We start from the raw sequence: 16,462 nt of genomic DNA on the forward strand, positions 1-16,462 counted from the left end.
AGGACGGTACGTGAAGAGTAATACATCAAACAACCACGCGAGGGCTACGGTCGAAATGGAAAAACTCCAACAACCATCAACTGGCAACTAACAACCCGCAACCAACAACCAAATCAACGCATCACCAAATCAACTTCTTAAAGTATCATCGTTAACTGTATGCGTTTGCGTTGTTCGTCTACCTCAGCCACTTTTACCTGTACGTGCTGGTGAAGTTTGACTACCTCGTTAACGTCGCTTACAAAGCCTTCTTTAAGCTGAGAGATGTGTACCAGGCCGCTTTCTTTAATGCCTATATCTACAAAACAACCAAAATTGGTAATGTTGTTTACAATACCCGGCAGTACCATGCCTGTACGTAAGTCGGCAATGGTTTTAACGTTAGGGTCAAATTCAAAAACCCTGGCGGCTTTTCGGGGGTCGAGCCCCGGTTTTTCCAGTTCTTTTAAAATATCTTTAAGGCCAAGCTGCCCGATTTCGGGCGTAACATAGCCCGCCACATTTACTTTGGCAATGGCCTCTTTATTAGAAATCAGGTCGGCTGCCTTAAGTTTCAGGTCCTTAGCCATTTTTTCGACAATGGGGTAGGCTTCGGGGTGCACCGCGCTGTTATCTAATGGGTTTTTGCCGTTCGGGATACGAATAAACGCTGCCGCCTGCTGGTAGGCCTTCTCCCCCAGCCTTGGCACTTTTTTAAGCTGCCTGCGGTCTTCAAACGGACCGTTTTCGCTACGGTAGGCCACAATATTTTCGGCCAGCTTTTCGCCAATGCCCGATACGTAGCCTAACAACGACTTACTTGCCGTGTTTACATTAACCCCCACCGAGTTTACACAGCGCATTACCACGGTATCCAGCTCGTTTTTAAGGTTGCCCTGGTCTACATCGTGCTGGTACTGCCCTACGCCAATGGCTTTGGGGTCTATTTTTACCAGTTCGGCAAGTGGGTCGCTCAGCCTGCGGCCAATAGATACGGCGCCCCTAACCGTAACATCATATTTTGGGAATTCATCCCTTGCAATTTTTGACGCCGAATATACCGATGCCCCTGCCTCGCTAACCACAAATACCTGCGGCGGGGTATCGAACGCTATTTTTTTAATAAAATACTCGGTCTCGCGGCTTGCCGTTCCGTTGCCAATAGATATGGCATCTATTTTATAGGCGTTTACCATAGAGCGGATTTTTTTCATGGCAATGGCAGTCTCGTTTTGCGGCGCATGCGGAAAAATGGTTTCGTTATACAGCAGGTCGCCTTTTTCGTCCAGGCACACAATTTTGCAGCCACTCCTAAAACCGGGGTCGATGGCCAAAATACGCTTGGCACCTAAAGGCGGCGCTAATAAAAGCTGACCCAAATTGCCGGCAAAAACCTGTATGGCTACGGCATCGGCCTTGGTTTTAGCTTCCAGCAATACCTCGTTAGAAATTGCCGGTGCCAGCAGGCGTTTGTAGCTATCGTCTATAGCTTTTTTTAGGTGTACGGCCGTTTCTTTTTTGTTTTTAATAATGGCCTCGTCCATCAGGTCTATGGCTTCTTCACTATCAATATCGACCTTAAATTTTATAATACCTTCGTTTTCGGCGCGAAGCATGGCCAACAGCCTGTGCGACGGCGCTTTGGTCAGGTTTTCGCTCCAGTCTAAATACTGCTCGAATTTCTTGGCTTTTTCCGGGTCGGCAGTTTTAACCGCTTTGGTAGTAATAGCCGCTTTGCGGCCAAAAATGCGGCGCAGGCTTTTGCGTATGTACACGTTCTCGTTAATCCATTCGGCAATAATATCGCGGGCTCCTTGTAGCGCCTCATCTTCGTTACCTACCTTGTCGTTAAGGTACTTAGCTGCAATAAAATCGACATCGTCGGCATTTTGCGCCATGATAATTTTAGCCAGCGGCTCCAGCCCTTTTTCGCGGGCGGCATCGGCGCGGGTTTTCTTTTTCTTTTTGTAGGGCAGGTACAGGTCTTCAATCTCGGTAAGGTCAAAGCTGGCTGTTATTTTCTGGTTCAGCTCGGGCGTAAGCGCGTTTTGTTCGGCAATGCTTTTAAGTATGGCATCTTTGCGTTTAGTAATGGCATCATAGGCCTGGCTAAGCTTGGCTATCTGCTCTATAACTACTTCGTCGAGGTTGCCGGTCATATCTTTACGGTAACGGGCAATAAAGGGAATAGTGCAGTCTTCGGCCAGTAGCCCAAGGGTGTTTTCTATGCTTTTTTGCGGCGCAGCAACCTGGCCCAGTATGTATTGTAGGTTTGTCATGGCTTGTAAAATAAGGGATACAAATATGCCAATTTAATTGGAGTTATTTGAATGTTTTTTGAGGGAGGAATTTTGTATGTTTGGTAGAATTAATCAGGTTCAGATGTTAGTATATAAGTATAGAGGCGGTAGTAACGATGACTTTAAAAGAGATTTAGGTTCTATTGAGAGAAATTATTTTTGGAGTTCCAGTATAGATCAACTTAATGATCCATGGGAAACTATTATCAAATCTGAAAAATTTATTAAGCAGTCTAAATCTATTAGCTGGCTTTTAGGAAAAAATTTAGACCAAAAATTACACAATGTACATGAAGCTTTAGAAAATTTCCTTTCTTTAAACAAAAGAATCGGTATTTATTCTTTATCAAAGAATTATTTGGATGAATTACTTTGGGCTCATTATGCTAATTCACATAAGGGATTTTGTATAGAATACGATTTAGATACCTTGATACAAACTTTTAAAACCGAAAAAGTATTTTCTTTTCCAGTCATTTATAATAAATTACCTCCAGAAATAAGTATTGCGGATATCAACAATAGAAAAAATAATCTTATTCATAAATTATCTGGTTTCAAATCTAAGCGTTGGGAGTATGAGGAAGAACATCGAATAATTACTGATTATTCAGGAAAACAATGCTATAATTACCAAGCATTAAAATCAATTTATTTTGGTTTGAGAATGCCTGAAGCTCATAAATTAGAAATGTTTAGTACACTATATGGCAGAGACATAAAGTTCTATCAAATTGAACATTTAACTAAGTCATATAAATTTAAAGCTGTCAGAGTTTTGAATCCGTTTGGCGAAAATGTTGACTATTTGAAAATAATTCCCGCCTCCATTACACATTCAAAAAATATTTCCTTCGAAATAACTGAACAAAATTTTTATAAAATTAATTCAAAAGGAGTTATAAGCATAATGCTAGAATCAATTATACACAAACCAGAAATTGAATGGCTAGCCAACAAAATTTATGATGAAATTTTTCATACTGCTGAAAAAGTGTTTATTTTCTACTATTTCAAAGAACAAAAAGATAAGGGAATAGCTTGGGCAACGTCACATTTTTCTGATGGAAAATGTGAAATCAGTATAAATGATTTCATTTTATAAAGAATTTAGCACCAGTGCTCGATACAAATATGCCAAATGTTTTTTGAGGGAGGAATTTTGTATGTTTATCATTTAAACTAAACACTATGATATTAGGAAGCTTTTATCTTCGGCGCACTTCAAATGGAAATTTAACCGGCGAATTTTACAATACCACAAATGATACGATTTTTACTGAAAGCGCTGATTTACAAATTGGGAATAATGAGAGTTTTGTAGGAGAGTATGATTCTACCTACTTTGATGGTGGAGCACAAACTAGAAAACTAAAAATTGTAATGAAAAATCTAAATTTAAACATTTTTACTTTAGAATGGTTAAATAATGGAGTAGCTCAATTTTTTGGAGAAGGCTTTATTAACGATGACATTTTAATAGGTACGTATTGGGACGATCAATTGGAAGCACAACTACCTGATGAATTAGTGAGATTTAGTCGTTAATCATAAGGTTATGTTATGGAGATGTAATCATGTAGTAAAAATATATATCGACTCGTTAGTAAAAAAAGAAGCCTTGGCCTGGCTGGAGGAGCATTAAATAATTCCCAAAAATATTTGAGGAATAATAATGTATCAAACCTCCCCTAAAAATTCTAAATTTGGTGTTTACATCTTAATTCCACACCGTTATGAAGACTTTATTGTACGCCCTGTTTTTTATGTTTACCGTTACCGCAGCCACTGCGCAGGATGATGTTTACAAAACGGTGGTGGAGCAAATAAAAACACGCTACAACAATGTAGACTATGCCGGTGTTTACAGCCTGCTTTCGCCACGGTTTAAAGAGCAGCAAACCGAACAACAGTTTGCCGGCCTACTCAACTCTTTTTCGGCCAACGGGCAAATGCTCTCGGCCGAGTTTGCATATAATAAAGATGGTTTCAGGGTCTATAAAACCACGTTTGATGGCGGTGTTTTTGGCATGTTCCTTGCCTGCACGCCCGATGGGCTGGTTGACGGGTTTATACTTCGCCCGTTTGTAGAGAAAGTGGAACGCAAAGGCCCCATACTTAAAAGCAACAAGAGGGATAACCCCATTGCGCTTATGGTAGACAAACTGGTGGTTGATTTTATGAAAGACCCGCACATTGTTGGTGTTACCCTTGTGGTTACCAAAGACAACCGCACCGAGTTTTACTACTACGGCGAAGCCGAAAAAAATTCGGCCCAGCTGCCCAAAAACACTACGGTGTACGAAATTGGGTCGATATCCAAGACCTTTACCGCTACGCTGCTGGCACAGGCGGTTATCGACAAGAAACTATTGTTAGATGATGATATTCGCAACTACCTGCCTGCCCAATGCGCCAACCTTACGTTTAATGGCAAGCCCATTCTAATAAAGCATTTGGCCAACCATACATCGGGCATTCCGCGGATGCCGGACGATTTTGAAAAGCACGAGGGTTATGATGAGAACGATCCGTATAAAAACTATACGGCTGCTATGTACTATAACTATCTTTCTAAACTAAAATTAGCGCAGGCCCCAGGCACTGCCGAAGAATATTCTAACACCGGTGTGGCGGTTTTGGGCCTTATTTTAGAAAAGGCGTATGGGCAGCCGTACCAAACGCTGCTGGCTACGTACATTACCAATCCGTTAAAAATGAGCGCTACTTTTGTAGATGTGCCTGCCGCCCAGGCCGCAAATTTTGTAACCGGATACAACGATGGCCTTGAAACCCCCCATTGGGATTTTGGGGGCATACCTGCAGCGGGCGGCATACGCTCTAACATTCAGGATATGGCTACCTACCTTAATGCCAACCTTAAAGATGCTACACCGGCCATGCAGCTGGCGCATAAACCCACCTTTACAAAAAATAAATTAACTATGGGCCTGGCCTGGGTTATACAAAACACTAAAGCAGGCAATACTGTGGTTTGGCACAACGGCGGTACCGGCGGCTTTAGCAGCTATATTGGCTATATTAAAGAAAAACAATGCGGCGTGGTGGTGCTTACCAATACATATTCTGACGAGACTACCGGCCTTGGCAACGCCATTTTAAAGATATTGGAGTAGGGGGTTATTGTATAAAATCCAGATAGTTGGAGCGGTTAATAACCTCAAAAGCAGCATTGGGGTAGGCTTTTGCAAAAGCCGCCGGTATTTTGGCTTTCTTTTTTTCGCTCCATTTAAATTCAAAGCCGGCAAGTGCCTCGCCGTGTTCTTCCAGCCAGTCCATTTCCTGTTGGTCGTAGGTACGCCAAAAATAGTTTTTAGCCCTTATTTTGTGATACTGCTGCTTTTTAACCCTTTCTGCCGCCAGGTAATTTTCCCATAGATCTCCGGTATCGGTACGCTGGTCGAGCCTGCTAAAATTGTTTACAATGGCATTTCTAATACCATTATCGTAAAAATACCAGCGGCTGGATTTTGTAATTTCTTTTCTAAGATTTCGGCTAAAGCCCTCTACCTTAAACAGTATAAAAACTTTGGTAAGCAGGTCCAGGTATTTTTCTACCGTATTTTTAGACAGCTGAAGCTGATTGCCCAGCTCCTGCAACGATACCTCTTTACCCACCTGAAAAGCAATGAGCCTTAGCAGGTCGTAAATTTTATCAGAGTTTTTAATGCCCTCAAAAACAAGTATGTCTTTAAGCAGGTACGCGTTTATAATTTCAAACAGGTACTCTTTTTTATCTTCCCAGTCAGGGTACTGCTCCAGTTCAGGGTAGCCCCCAAACAGCAGGCGTTGTTCTAAATTCTCAGTGGTTTGCTTATAGTTTTCAAATTCGGCAAATTCCATCTGCGCAAGCGGGTAGAGGTAGAGTGTGTTTTTACGGCCAACCAGGGGTTCGCCAAGGTTATTGGATAGATCGAACATAGACGATCCTGTGGCTATAACCTTAATGCCTTGTATACTATCTACAATAAGCTTTAATATGGCGCCAATTTGCGGAATGTTCTGTGCTTCGTCTATAACAAGTAAATCTACATTGGCAAGCAACCGCGTATAATTGCTTACAGAGCGTTCCTGCAATAGGTTACTATCGTTAATATCTTCGCCGTTAAGCTGCAAATAACTTTGAGGGGCAAGCTGTTCTAAATACTTTTTTATAAGCTGTGTTTTGCCAACACGCCTTGCCCCTAATAAAATAAGCACTTTATTGGGTATAATTTTATTTTTAAAGTCTTCTAAAACAGCACGTTTAAAATAATTTGGCATAGCATTATGTATTTATAAGCTATACAAAATTACAAAAAAAATGTAAATTCCGTCAGTTGGTTGACTGAATTTACATTAATTGCGTCAGTTGGTTGACTGAATTAACGTTAATTGCGTCAATAGCCCTTGATATAAAAACAAAAATTCCGCCTCAAGGGGCGGAATTTTTATATGATAACGGCTAAAGTCTTAGCACGAAATTTTATCTATACGGGTTTGGTGGCGGCCACCTTCAAACGGGGTATCCAGAAAAGTATCTACCATTTCTATAGCCTGCTGTATCGATGTATAACGTGCCGGTATGCTTATTACGTTGGCATTGTTATGCTGGCGAGCCAGTGCGCTGATTTCTTTGGTCCAGCACAGGGCAGCCCTAATTTTTTGGTGTTTGTTGGCGGTAATGGCAGCACCGTTTCCGCTTCCGCAGATGATAATGCCAATATCTACGGTTCCGTTTTCTATATCAATGGCAACCGGGTGTACAAAATCAGGATAATCTACACTGTCGGCTGTATCGGTACCGTGGTTTATAACTTCAATACCTTTAGCTTCAAGATGTTTTACTATAGCTTTTTTATAGTCTGGCCCGGCGTGATCGTTACCAATAGAAATTTTCATAAGAAATTGTGTTATGTTGCGTATACAAAGGTATCAAACAAACTGTAATACAGCAATTAAACACTAATAATTTATAGTTTTAAGGTATATGCACGTGCGTTTAAGATACATTAAAAACTGTTAAAAAACTACATTGTTTATAAGTTTACGAAGCCATTGAAAACAAAGCAGATAGAAAACCGCAAACTTTGTTGATAACTATACAATCAAAAACGAAAGATTTTTTAACATCGTAAGCTAATTTTTATAATGTGAAATGATAACCAATTGTGCAAATTTATTTTTAGAATTTTGCTTAGAAGTTATCAGACCCATTGTACGATTTATTAACAGTAATTAACAAAGGTTTTAGTAAACATTTTTAATGCTAATTACATTTTAACCATTGTTAATAACTCCTGGCGAAAATTACGAAAAATGCTCATTTCTATAAATTTACATTCTGTTAACATTGTTGAAACATTTGTATAAGATTGTATAACTCGTAAAAGGGCTACTTATTAAAAAAGTTATACCGGTTATTAACACGCTATAATAACCACCATAAATTTTATAAATTTTAAAAAAAGAATTGTTGTTATTAATAAGTGTTGATAACAATTTTGAAGAAAATAAAATTTTAAACGATTTTTAAATTGTTGCCTCTCTCAAATTCGTCAAGAATAAGCTTAACGGTATCCAGGTCGTTAACGTGTACCTTAAGTTTAATGCCGCCCAGTGCCTGGGTATACATGGGTACAACGGTAAGCATGGTTTCGTTTTCAAAGTAAAATTGCAGGCCTGCATCCTGCAGCAGGTGCCGTAGTATGGCAATTTCGTGGGGGTAAGTAAACACGGCGGCGGTTACAAAATGTTTCATGTCAGGATATTATTACGTAATATCTGTATAAAATTAAATATTTAAAAGTTATTATTTCATTAAAGAGGGGCTTAAATCTAATAGTTATTTGTAATTTTCAGCATTATTTTAAAAAATGTATGAGTAAAAGAAACGGAAAACCGTCAGCTAAAAAGGAAAAAGATTTTTCCGCAAAAATTTATAAGATACTCGCAAAAGATCCCAATAAGTCATTTAATTACAAGCAGATATCTGCCGTGTTAGAACTAAACGATACACAAAGCAGGAACGAGATTATTAAAGAACTTAAGCTGCTTGCATCCCAGGAAAAGATAGAGGAGATAGAAAAAGGGAAATACAGCGTGATAGCTAAATTTGACTATGTAGAAGGAAAGATTGATATGACCAGCAGGAAAACAGCCTATTTTGTTTCGCCCGAGCTGGAAGAAGATGTATTTATACCTACCAATAACCTTAACAAAGCCCTTGATAAAGATAAGGTTAAGGTATACATATACAACAGGAGAAAGGGCAGGAGGCCCGAAGGCGAAGTGGTAGAAATACTGGAACGCTTTAAAACAGAGTTTGTTGGTGTTATAGACATACAAAAGAATTTTGCTTTTGTTAGTACTGCCAACGCCAAAATGTATACTGATATTTTTATACCGAAGAATAAACTGGGCAATGCCGAGAACGGCGATGTTGTTTTGGTTAAGATGGACGACTGGCCTGCAAAAGCCGACAGCCCTTTTGGTGAAGTAATACGCGTACTGGGCAAACCGGGAGAACACAATACTGAGATTCACGCCATATTGGCCGAGTACGGTTTGCCGTATGATTTTCCTATTGATGTAGAGGTGTTTGCACAAAAAATTGATACCGAAATTAATCCGGAAGAAATTGCAAGGCGCAGGGATATGCGTAATGTATTAACCTTTACGATTGACCCGAGGGATGCGAAGGATTTTGATGATGCTTTATCGTTCCAGAAATTAGAGAATGGTAATTATGAGGTAGGTATCCATATTGCCGATGTATCGTACTACCTGCAGGAAGGTACCATACTGGATGCCGAAGCCTACCAAAGGGCAACATCCGTTTACCTGGTAGACAGGGTTGTACCTATGCTGCCCGAGGTGTTGAGTAACTTTGCGTGTTCGCTTAGGCCACACGAAGAAAAATATACCTTCTCGGCCATATTTGAAATTAACGAAAAAGCCGAGGTTAAAAACCAGTGGTTTGGGCGTACTGTAATATATTCCGACCAGCGTTTTGCTTATGAAGAGGCACAGCATATTATAGAGACCGAAGGAGACACCATACCGGCAGAGATATCGTTAACCGGAGCAGACTATACGGTTTCGCCCGAAATTCAGTTTGCTACCTTAAAGCTTAACGAGCTTTCTAAGATACTTCGTAAAAAAAGGATGGCCAACGGTGCCATTTCTTTTGATAAGGTAGAGGTAAAATTCAACCTGAACGAAGAGGCAGAGCCAATTGGGGTGTTCTTTAAAGTATCTAAAGATGCCAACCATCTTATAGAAGAGTTTATGCTATTGGCTAACCGTAAGGTAGCCGAATTTATTGGTAAACAGCGCCCCGAAAAAACGTTTGTATACCGTATACATGATGAGCCCGACCAGGATAAACTAATTAACCTTCAAACGGTTATATCTAAATTTGGGTACAGCATTAACTTTAAGTCTAAAGGTGATATATCTAAATCGTTAAACACGCTATTAAGCGATGTTCAGGGCAAAAAAGAGCAGAACCTTGTAGATACCCTGGCTATCAGGACTATGAGCAAGGCCAAGTACAGCACCCACAATATTGGGCACTACGGCCTGGCTTTCGATTACTATTCGCATTTTACATCGCCCATACGCCGTTACCCCGATGTTATGGCACACAGATTGTTACAGCATTACCTGGATGGTGGCGCAAGCGTAGATGCCGAAGTGTACGAAGAGCAGTGTAACCACTCATCCAACATGGAAGGGCTTGCTGCCAATGCAGAGCGCGATAGTATTAAATACATGCAGGTTAAGTATATGTTAGACCACAAAGACGAAGAGTTTTTGGGTGTAATATCGGGCGTTACAGAGTGGGGTATTTATGTAGAGATAATATCTAACAAATGCGAGGGCATGTGCCGTATTCGAGAAATTAAAGACGACTACTACACCTTCGACGAAAAACAGTATGCCCTGGTAGGCGAGGTTACAAAAAATATCCTTCAGTTGGGCGACGAGGTTTTTGTTAAGGTAAAAAATGCCGATTTAGTTAAAAAACAACTTGACTTTACCTACCTGCGTAAAAACGAATAATTAAACAGGCTTTTATTGAATCTCGAAGTCCGAAAGTGAAATATTAAGCCTTTTTTGGTGTGTTTTTGCACACAATACATTGCATCAGATAATCAAAAAATAAATCGAAAATGAAAAAAGTACTATTAATAGCCTTTTTAGGCTTAAGCCAGTTTATATCGGCACAGGTAACCAAAAACCTGGGCGATTTTACTACCGTAAGGGTGTTTGATAAAATCAATGTAACCCTTGTTAAAAGCTCTGAAAATAAGATAGTTATTAAAGGATCAAGGGCCGAAGACGTAGAGGTTGTTACCAAAAATAACGATCTTAAAATTAAAATGAAACTTACAGAATTGCTTAAGGGTGAGGATATTGAAGCTACCGTTTACTACAAAAGTGTATTGGTGGTAGAGGCAAGCGAAGGATCGTACGTGGGCTCTGCCGATACCTTTAAAGCTACTGCCTTTGAGGTTAATGCTAAAGAAGGTTCTACCATTAAGCTTAATGTAGACGTGCAAAAACTAACCACCAAAGGTAACTCCGGCGGTAAATTAGAACTTACCGGAAAGGCTGTAAACCATGATGTTACGTTAACATCGGGTGCTATTTTAAAGGGCAAAGGGCTGGATACCACACAAACCGATATTTCTATTAATGCCGGTGGCGAGGCTACTATAACCGCTACAGACCTGGTTGAGGCTAAAACCCGTGCCGGTGGAGAGATCAACATTTATGGTAACCCTAAGCAGGTTAACCAGAAAAAGGTTGCCGGCGGTACCATAAACATCATAAAATAAGAGGTTTTTAAAAATTAGATTATAAATGGTAACTTGCCATCTCTAAACGCGATTAATGTTACAGGATATTTTAAGTGCCATTCCACTGGGTTTTTTTCTAAGCGTAATGCCGGGAGCCGTTTTTTTTGTACTACTGGAAACCAGTGTATTAAAAGGCTTTAAGGCCGCCATTGCCTTTGATTTGGGCGCCATAACATCAGATATAATTTTTATACTGATAGCTTATTTTAGCAGTTATAAACTGCTCGAAAAAATTAAGGACGAACCCGGACTGTTTATTTTTGGAGGCATAATTATGCTTACGTACGGAATTATATCGTTCTTAAAAGTGAACAAAAACAAGAACGAACTTATAGATGATTCGGCTAAAGACATCATTAAAAATGTACGTAAAGATTACCTAAGCCTCTATATTAAAGGCTTTTTGCTAAACTTTATAAACATTGGGGTGTTGCTGTTCTGGCTGGGTATTATTATTACCTGGGGCCCACAGTTAGACCTTAAACCATCCAGAATGTTTGTGTTTTTTACAGCAGTAGTAGGTACTTATTTTATAATAGACCTTGGTAAAATTACATTGGCCAAGCAGTTAAGGAGCAAGCTTACAACCGCTAACATCATTAAGATAAAAAGGGGTATAAGTGTTGTACTTATGATATTTGGCATTGCACTATTGGTGCAGGGCTGGTTTCCTAAAGAAATGAAATCGACTATAAATCAGTTCGAAAAGCAAAATTAAATAGCTTTTAAGCATAAAAAAACCCGCTACTTGTAGCGGGTTTTTTATTAAGAGGCATCTAGCGGATTCGAACCGCTGTACGAGGTTTTGCAGACCTCTGCCTAGCCACTCGGCCAAGATGCCCTTTATTTCAACGGTTGGCAAATTTACATATATTTTGCAGTAACGCAAGTAAAATGCTATCTAATTTTTACATTCTTAAGATTTACTTAGAAATTTAATAATGTTAAAATAATCTAAAAATAATTATATATTCGCAAAAATTTATACAATTATTTTATGAAAAAGTTCCGGTACCTTAAATCGTTGTTCAATTTTATAATATTGGGGCTTGCAATTACTACTTTAAGCAGGATAATTTTATATTTTATTTTTAATTCAAGGGTTGCCGAAACCCCCCAATACTGGAAACTTTTCTTTATTGGCTTGCGTTTCGACCTTATTTTGCTGTGCTATCTTTCGTTTTTGCCTTTTGTAATCTTAACCTTTGTGCCGTATAGGTATCTTGTTTATTTTAAAAGGTTTATAAACATTTACTATATCTTTTTTCTGGTAATACTATTGTTTATGGAGCTGGCAACGCCCAATTTTATAAAGCAATACGATACCAGACCCAACCGAATTTTCCTGGATTACCTGGTTTATCCTAAAGAAGTTATGGGTACGCTGGTAAAAAGCTACCTGCCATCTTTAATCTTTGCAGTAGTAGTTGTAACCGCTTTTATCTACTTTCTGGTCAAAAAAAGGTTTAAAGTATTTGCTACACCTTACGTGGCTTACAAGCAGAGGCTTATTTTATTCCCTCTAATAGGTTTTTTATTGTTTTTAGGAGCAAGGGGCAGTTTAACCTCAAAACGTCCTATAAACGCAAGTAATGCAGTTTTCTCGTTCGATCAGTTAACCAATTGTTTGGGGTTAAATTCGTTTTATACCGTTGCCTTTGCAGGCTATTGCTTAAAGAACGAAGACAATGCCGTAAAAATGTACGGCAAAATGGATAAGGCGGAAGCCTACAACAGGGTTAAAAAGTACATGACGGCTAATGCATCAGACTTTACAAATGCTGCTATCCCGTTACTGCATACCCAAACGCCCGATAGCCTTAGCAACCAGCAGTATAACGTGGTTATTTTTTTACAGGAAAGCCTGGGTGCCGAATATGTTGGCAGCCTGGGTGGATTACCGTTAACGCCGGAATTTGATAAACTTACTAAAGAGGGCCTTTTGTTTACTAACTTATACTCCACAGGTACGAGGAGTGTTAGGGGTATAGAGGCTGTGGTTACCGGGTTTTTACCATCGCCCTCAGAAAGTGTGGTAAAGCTAAGTAACTCGCAATCAGGATTCTTTTCGTTGGCCGATTTGTTTAAAGAGCGTGGCTATGCAACCAGCTTTATCTACGGGGGTATGGCTAATTTTGATAATATGGCATCGTTTTTTAACGGTAATGGCTTTGAAGACATTGTAGACCAGGACGATTTTGATGCCGATGGCAATAAATATGCCTTTAAGGGAACCTGGGGCTATAGCGATGAAGACCTGGTTACTAAAGCCAACAATTACTTTAAAAGCCAAAAGGGAAAGCCATTTTTTTCGTTAATGTTCTCTACATCCAACCACGACCCTTTTGAGTTTCCTGATGGACGCATACAACTGCATGATAAAAAGAAAACTACGGTTAATAACGCCATTAAATATGCCGATTTTAGCATTGGTAAATTTTTTGAAATGGCTAAAAGAGAGGCCTATTTTAAAAACACCATCTTTATAGTAATTGCCGACCATAACACCCGTACTGTGGGTAAAAACCTGGTACCGGTTAATAAATTCCACATACCGGCGCTGCTAATAGGTCCAGGCATTGCTAAAAACCAGAAATACAATACGCTTTGCAGCCAGATAGATATGGCACCATCTTTACTGGACAGGGCAGGCATAACCGTACAAACGCCCATGCCGGGAAGGGATTTGTTTAAATTAAGCAACCATGTAAAAGGCAGGGCTATAATGCAGTTTCATGATGCCAATGCATTTAGGGTAGACAATCAGGTAGTTATTATGCAGCCGTTTAAAGATCCTGTTCAATTTAAACTAATAAGCGATACCGAAATGGTACCGGCACCCTTAGACCCAGAGCTGGCTAAAGATGCCCTGGCACACGTTACAGCCGCCTTTAATTTGTATAACGATGCTACTTACAAGATACCACATAAAAAATAAACCGGCAATTAGCCGGTTTTTTTATGCTTTATATTCAGGTATTTAAGCCCTGAATTCTTCCAGTTGAATAGTAACAGCCTCTACATCGCCGCCAATAGGTGGGTTAAGTTTAGATACCTCAAGTACAACTCTGGATACTGCCGGTATTTCGTTAAACACACGCTTTACAATACGTTGGGCAACATGCTCCAGCAGTTTAGACCGTATGGCCATTTCTTCCATTACAATTTTATTAAGATGCACATAATCAACGGTATCTTCAAGCTCATCGGTTTCCATCGATTTTCTTAAGTCGGCCTTAATTTCCAGGTCAACCGAGTAATCAGACCCTATTTTACTTTCTTCCACAAGGCAGCCGTGGTAAGAAAAAGTGCGTATGTTTTTAAGTTTTATAATTCCCATTTTGTAGATAGTTGCAAAGTTTTAAAGTCGCAAAGTTACAAGAAGTCTAAAGTCTAAGGTCATAAAGTGATAAAGAATTGCATAGTTCAGTAAATCTTTGTAGACTTTCAACTTTATGACTTTATAGACTTTGCTACTATTTAATTACCTTTGCAATCTTATTTACACAAGCTATGTTAACCGAAGAGCGATCACTGAATTTTATTGAGCAGATTATTGAAGAAGACCTGTCTAACGGCTTCGCAAAAGATAAACTGCGCTTTCGTTTCCCGCCAGAGCCTAATGGCTACCTGCACCTGGGGCATGCCAGCGCAATATGCCTTAATTTTGGCTTAGGATTACGCTACAATGCACCCGTAAACTTACGTTTTGACGATACTAACCCTGCCAAAGAAGAGCAGGAATTTGTAGATGCCATTAAAAAAGACGTAGAGTGGCTGGGCTACACCTGGGCAGAAGAGCGTTATGCATCTGACTATTTCCAGGAATTGTATGACTGGGCTGTAGAATTTATTAAAAGGGGAGTGGCCTATGTAGACAGCCAGAGCAGCGAAGATATGGCCAAACAAAAAGGCACACCAACGCAGCCGGGTACCAATAGCCCGCACAGAGACCGTTCTGTGCAGGAAAACCTGGACCTTTTTGAGCAAATGAAAAAAGGCGAATTTGCCGAAGGCACTTATGTACTTAGGGCTAAGATAGATATGGCATCTGCTAATATGCTTATGCGCGATCCTATTATGTACCGCATACTGCACAAGCACCACCACCGTACAGGCGAAAAATGGTTTATTTATCCAATGTACGACTGGGCACATGGCGAAAGCGATTATATAGAGCAGGTATCGCACTCGCTTTGTACGCTGGAGTTTTTGCCTCACAGAGAATTATACGACTGGTTTTTAGACCAGATTTACGATAACACAACAACACGCCCTAAACAGCGCGAGTTTGCCCGCCGTAACCTTAGCCATACTGTTGTTAGTAAGCGTAAGCTTATGCAATTGGTTCAGGAAAAATACGTTACCGCGTGGGACGACCCACGTATGAGCACCATTAGCGGTATGAGGAGAAGGGGTTACACGCCGGCTTCTATCCGTAATTTTGCCAATACTATTGGTATAGCAAAACGCCAGAACCTTATAGATGTTTCGTTATTAGAGTTTTGCGTTCGCGAAGACCTAAACAAAACGGCACCCCGTGTAATGGCTGTGTTAGACCCTGTTAAGCTTATAATTACCAACTACCCGGAAGGGCAGGAAGAATGGCTTGAAGCCGAAAATAACCCCGAAGATGAGTCGGCAGGGTTTAGGGAAGTGCCATTTAGCAGAGAATTGTATATTGAGCAGGAAGACTTTATGGAAAATGCCAACAACAAATACTTCCGTTTAACCCTTGGTAAAGAAGTGCGCCTAAAAAACGCCTACATTATTAAAGGCGAGGCTGTTGTAAAAGATGCCGATGGTAATATTACCGAAATTCATGCCACTTACGACCCTGATACCCGTAGTGGTAGCGGTAGCGAGGCAAGTCAGCGTAAGGTAAAAGGTACCCTGCACTGGGTGTCTGTACCGCATGCTGTTAAGGCAGAGGTAAGGGTGTACGACAGGTTGTTTACCCACGAAAACCCCGATGGCGATAAAGAGGTAGATTTTAAAGAATACATTAACCCTAACTCTTTAGAGGTTATTACCGGCTATTTAGAGCCAAGCCTTAAAAGTGCAGAGGCAGGCGAGCGTTTCCAGTTTCAGCGCCTTGGATATTTTTGTGTAGATAAAGATACCAATGCCGAACAATTGATTTTTAACAAAACGGTTGGCCTAAGAGATACCTGGGCAAAAGTAGAAAGCAAAGAATAGTCTTAATAGTATTTATTTATAGAAACTCCCTTTAAACAGGGAGTTTTTTTATTATTTATGTTTTCGATTGAAATTAAAAATGGTATAGCTGTTTACTATTAAAAGTGACCTCTATAA

The 16,462-nt window shown here is 39.9% G+C and carries 13 protein-coding genes and 1 tRNA gene; 8 read left to right on the top strand and 6 right to left on the bottom strand.

Features of this window, described 5'->3' with window-relative positions:
• Positions 1-137: 137 nt before the first annotated feature.
• Positions 138-2,258, bottom strand: coding sequence for a Tex family protein (locus G509_RS0117915; RefSeq protein ID WP_026992796.1), 2,121 nt, complete (start codon positions 2,256-2,258; stop codon positions 138-140).
• 37 nt (positions 2,259-2,295) lie between these two features.
• Here G509_RS0117915 and G509_RS22460 point away from each other — a divergent pair, with 37 nt between their 5' ends.
• The 3 genes from G509_RS22460 to G509_RS22465 all read left to right on the top strand — a co-directional run bounded on the left by G509_RS22460 (position 2,296) and on the right by G509_RS22465 (position 5,416).
• A complete protein-coding gene (locus G509_RS22460; protein ID WP_131450735.1) occupies positions 2,296-3,384 on the top strand; it encodes a DUF2971 domain-containing protein in 1,089 nt (362 codons plus the stop codon).
• Between the two features lie 86 nt (positions 3,385-3,470).
• A complete protein-coding gene (locus G509_RS0117925; RefSeq protein WP_026992797.1) occupies positions 3,471-3,827 on the top strand; it encodes a hypothetical protein in 357 nt (118 codons plus the stop codon).
• Between the two features lie 188 nt (positions 3,828-4,015).
• Positions 4,016-5,416: a serine hydrolase domain-containing protein gene (locus G509_RS22465; RefSeq protein WP_051200363.1), complete on the top strand. Its 1,401-nt coding sequence runs from the start codon at positions 4,016-4,018 to the stop codon at positions 5,414-5,416.
• A gap of 4 nt (positions 5,417-5,420) precedes the next feature.
• On the opposite strand, the gene G509_RS0117935 is transcribed toward G509_RS22465, so the two are convergent.
• The 3 genes from G509_RS0117935 to G509_RS0117945 all read right to left on the bottom strand — a co-directional run bounded on the left by G509_RS0117935 (position 5,421) and on the right by G509_RS0117945 (position 8,040).
• Complete coding sequence (locus tag G509_RS0117935; RefSeq protein WP_026992798.1) at positions 5,421-6,563, bottom strand: ATP-binding protein; 1,143 nt, start codon at positions 6,561-6,563, stop codon at positions 5,421-5,423.
• A gap of 189 nt (positions 6,564-6,752) precedes the next feature.
• A complete protein-coding gene (gene rpiB / locus G509_RS0117940; protein WP_026992799.1) occupies positions 6,753-7,181 on the bottom strand; it encodes a ribose 5-phosphate isomerase B in 429 nt (142 codons plus the stop codon).
• 619 nt (positions 7,182-7,800) lie between these two features.
• Entirely contained in the window at positions 7,801-8,040 is a 240-nt protein-coding gene (locus G509_RS0117945) for a hypothetical protein (RefSeq protein WP_026992800.1), read from the bottom strand.
• A 119-nt stretch (positions 8,041-8,159) separates the two neighbouring features.
• On the opposite strand from G509_RS0117945, the gene rnr reads away from it, so the two are divergent.
• The 3 genes from rnr to G509_RS0117960 all read left to right on the top strand — a co-directional run bounded on the left by rnr (position 8,160) and on the right by G509_RS0117960 (position 11,864).
• The gene (rnr, locus tag G509_RS0117950; RefSeq protein WP_026992801.1) at positions 8,160-10,346 is read left to right on the top strand and encodes a ribonuclease R; all 2,187 of its coding nucleotides are present in this window, start codon (positions 8,160-8,162) and stop codon (positions 10,344-10,346) included.
• Between the two features lie 110 nt (positions 10,347-10,456).
• Complete coding sequence (locus tag G509_RS0117955; RefSeq protein ID WP_026992802.1) at positions 10,457-11,125, top strand: head GIN domain-containing protein; 669 nt, start codon at positions 10,457-10,459, stop codon at positions 11,123-11,125.
• Between the two features lie 55 nt (positions 11,126-11,180).
• Positions 11,181-11,864, top strand: coding sequence for a LysE family translocator (locus G509_RS0117960; protein WP_026992803.1), 684 nt, complete (start codon positions 11,181-11,183; stop codon positions 11,862-11,864).
• Between the two features lie 52 nt (positions 11,865-11,916).
• Here G509_RS0117960 and G509_RS0117965 read toward each other — a convergent pair.
• A tRNA-Cys gene (locus G509_RS0117965) sits at positions 11,917-11,987 on the bottom strand.
• A 156-nt stretch (positions 11,988-12,143) separates the two neighbouring features.
• Here G509_RS0117965 and G509_RS0117970 point away from each other — a divergent pair.
• On the top strand, positions 12,144-14,084 hold the full coding sequence (locus G509_RS0117970; RefSeq protein ID WP_026992804.1) for an LTA synthase family protein: 1,941 nt from the start codon (positions 12,144-12,146) through the stop codon (positions 14,082-14,084).
• Between the two features lie 42 nt (positions 14,085-14,126).
• Here G509_RS0117970 and folB read toward each other — a convergent pair whose 3' ends face one another.
• Entirely contained in the window at positions 14,127-14,486 is a 360-nt protein-coding gene (gene folB, locus G509_RS0117975) for a dihydroneopterin aldolase (protein WP_026992805.1), read from the bottom strand.
• A 173-nt stretch (positions 14,487-14,659) separates the two neighbouring features.
• Between folB and G509_RS0117980 the strand changes: the two genes are divergently transcribed.
• Complete coding sequence (locus G509_RS0117980) at positions 14,660-16,345, top strand: glutamine--tRNA ligase/YqeY domain fusion protein (RefSeq protein WP_026992806.1); 1,686 nt, start codon at positions 14,660-14,662, stop codon at positions 16,343-16,345.
• Positions 16,346-16,462: the final 117 nt, after the last annotated feature.

This window comes from Flavobacterium subsaxonicum WB 4.1-42 = DSM 21790 (genome assembly GCF_000422725.1).
GTDB classification, from domain to species: domain Bacteria; phylum Bacteroidota; class Bacteroidia; order Flavobacteriales; family Flavobacteriaceae; genus Flavobacterium; species Flavobacterium subsaxonicum.

Excerpts from the sequence above, each read along its gene's own strand:
- rnr (WP_026992801.1), top strand. The coding sequence starts at position 8,160 with ATGAGTAAAAGAAACGGAAAACCGTCAGCTAAAAAGGAAAAAGATTTT.
- G509_RS0117970 (WP_026992804.1), top strand. The coding sequence starts at position 12,144 with ATGAAAAAGTTCCGGTACCTTAAATCGTTGTTCAATTTTATAATATTG.
- G509_RS0117935 (WP_026992798.1), bottom strand. The coding sequence starts at position 6,563 with ATGCCAAATTATTTTAAACGTGCTGTTTTAGAAGACTTTAAAAATAAA.
- G509_RS22465 (WP_051200363.1), top strand. The coding sequence starts at position 4,016 with ATGAAGACTTTATTGTACGCCCTGTTTTTTATGTTTACCGTTACCGCA.
- G509_RS0117915 (WP_026992796.1), bottom strand. The coding sequence starts at position 2,258 with ATGACAAACCTACAATACATACTGGGCCAGGTTGCTGCGCCGCAAAAA.
- G509_RS0117955 (WP_026992802.1), top strand. The coding sequence starts at position 10,457 with ATGAAAAAAGTACTATTAATAGCCTTTTTAGGCTTAAGCCAGTTTATA.
- rpiB (WP_026992799.1), bottom strand. The coding sequence starts at position 7,181 with ATGAAAATTTCTATTGGTAACGATCACGCCGGGCCAGACTATAAAAAA.
- G509_RS0117980 (WP_026992806.1), top strand. The coding sequence starts at position 14,660 with ATGTTAACCGAAGAGCGATCACTGAATTTTATTGAGCAGATTATTGAA.
- folB (WP_026992805.1), bottom strand. The coding sequence starts at position 14,486 with ATGGGAATTATAAAACTTAAAAACATACGCACTTTTTCTTACCACGGC.
- G509_RS0117945 (WP_026992800.1), bottom strand. The coding sequence starts at position 8,040 with ATGAAACATTTTGTAACCGCCGCCGTGTTTACTTACCCCCACGAAATT.
- G509_RS0117925 (WP_026992797.1), top strand. The coding sequence starts at position 3,471 with ATGATATTAGGAAGCTTTTATCTTCGGCGCACTTCAAATGGAAATTTA.
- G509_RS0117960 (WP_026992803.1), top strand. The coding sequence starts at position 11,181 with ATGTTACAGGATATTTTAAGTGCCATTCCACTGGGTTTTTTTCTAAGC.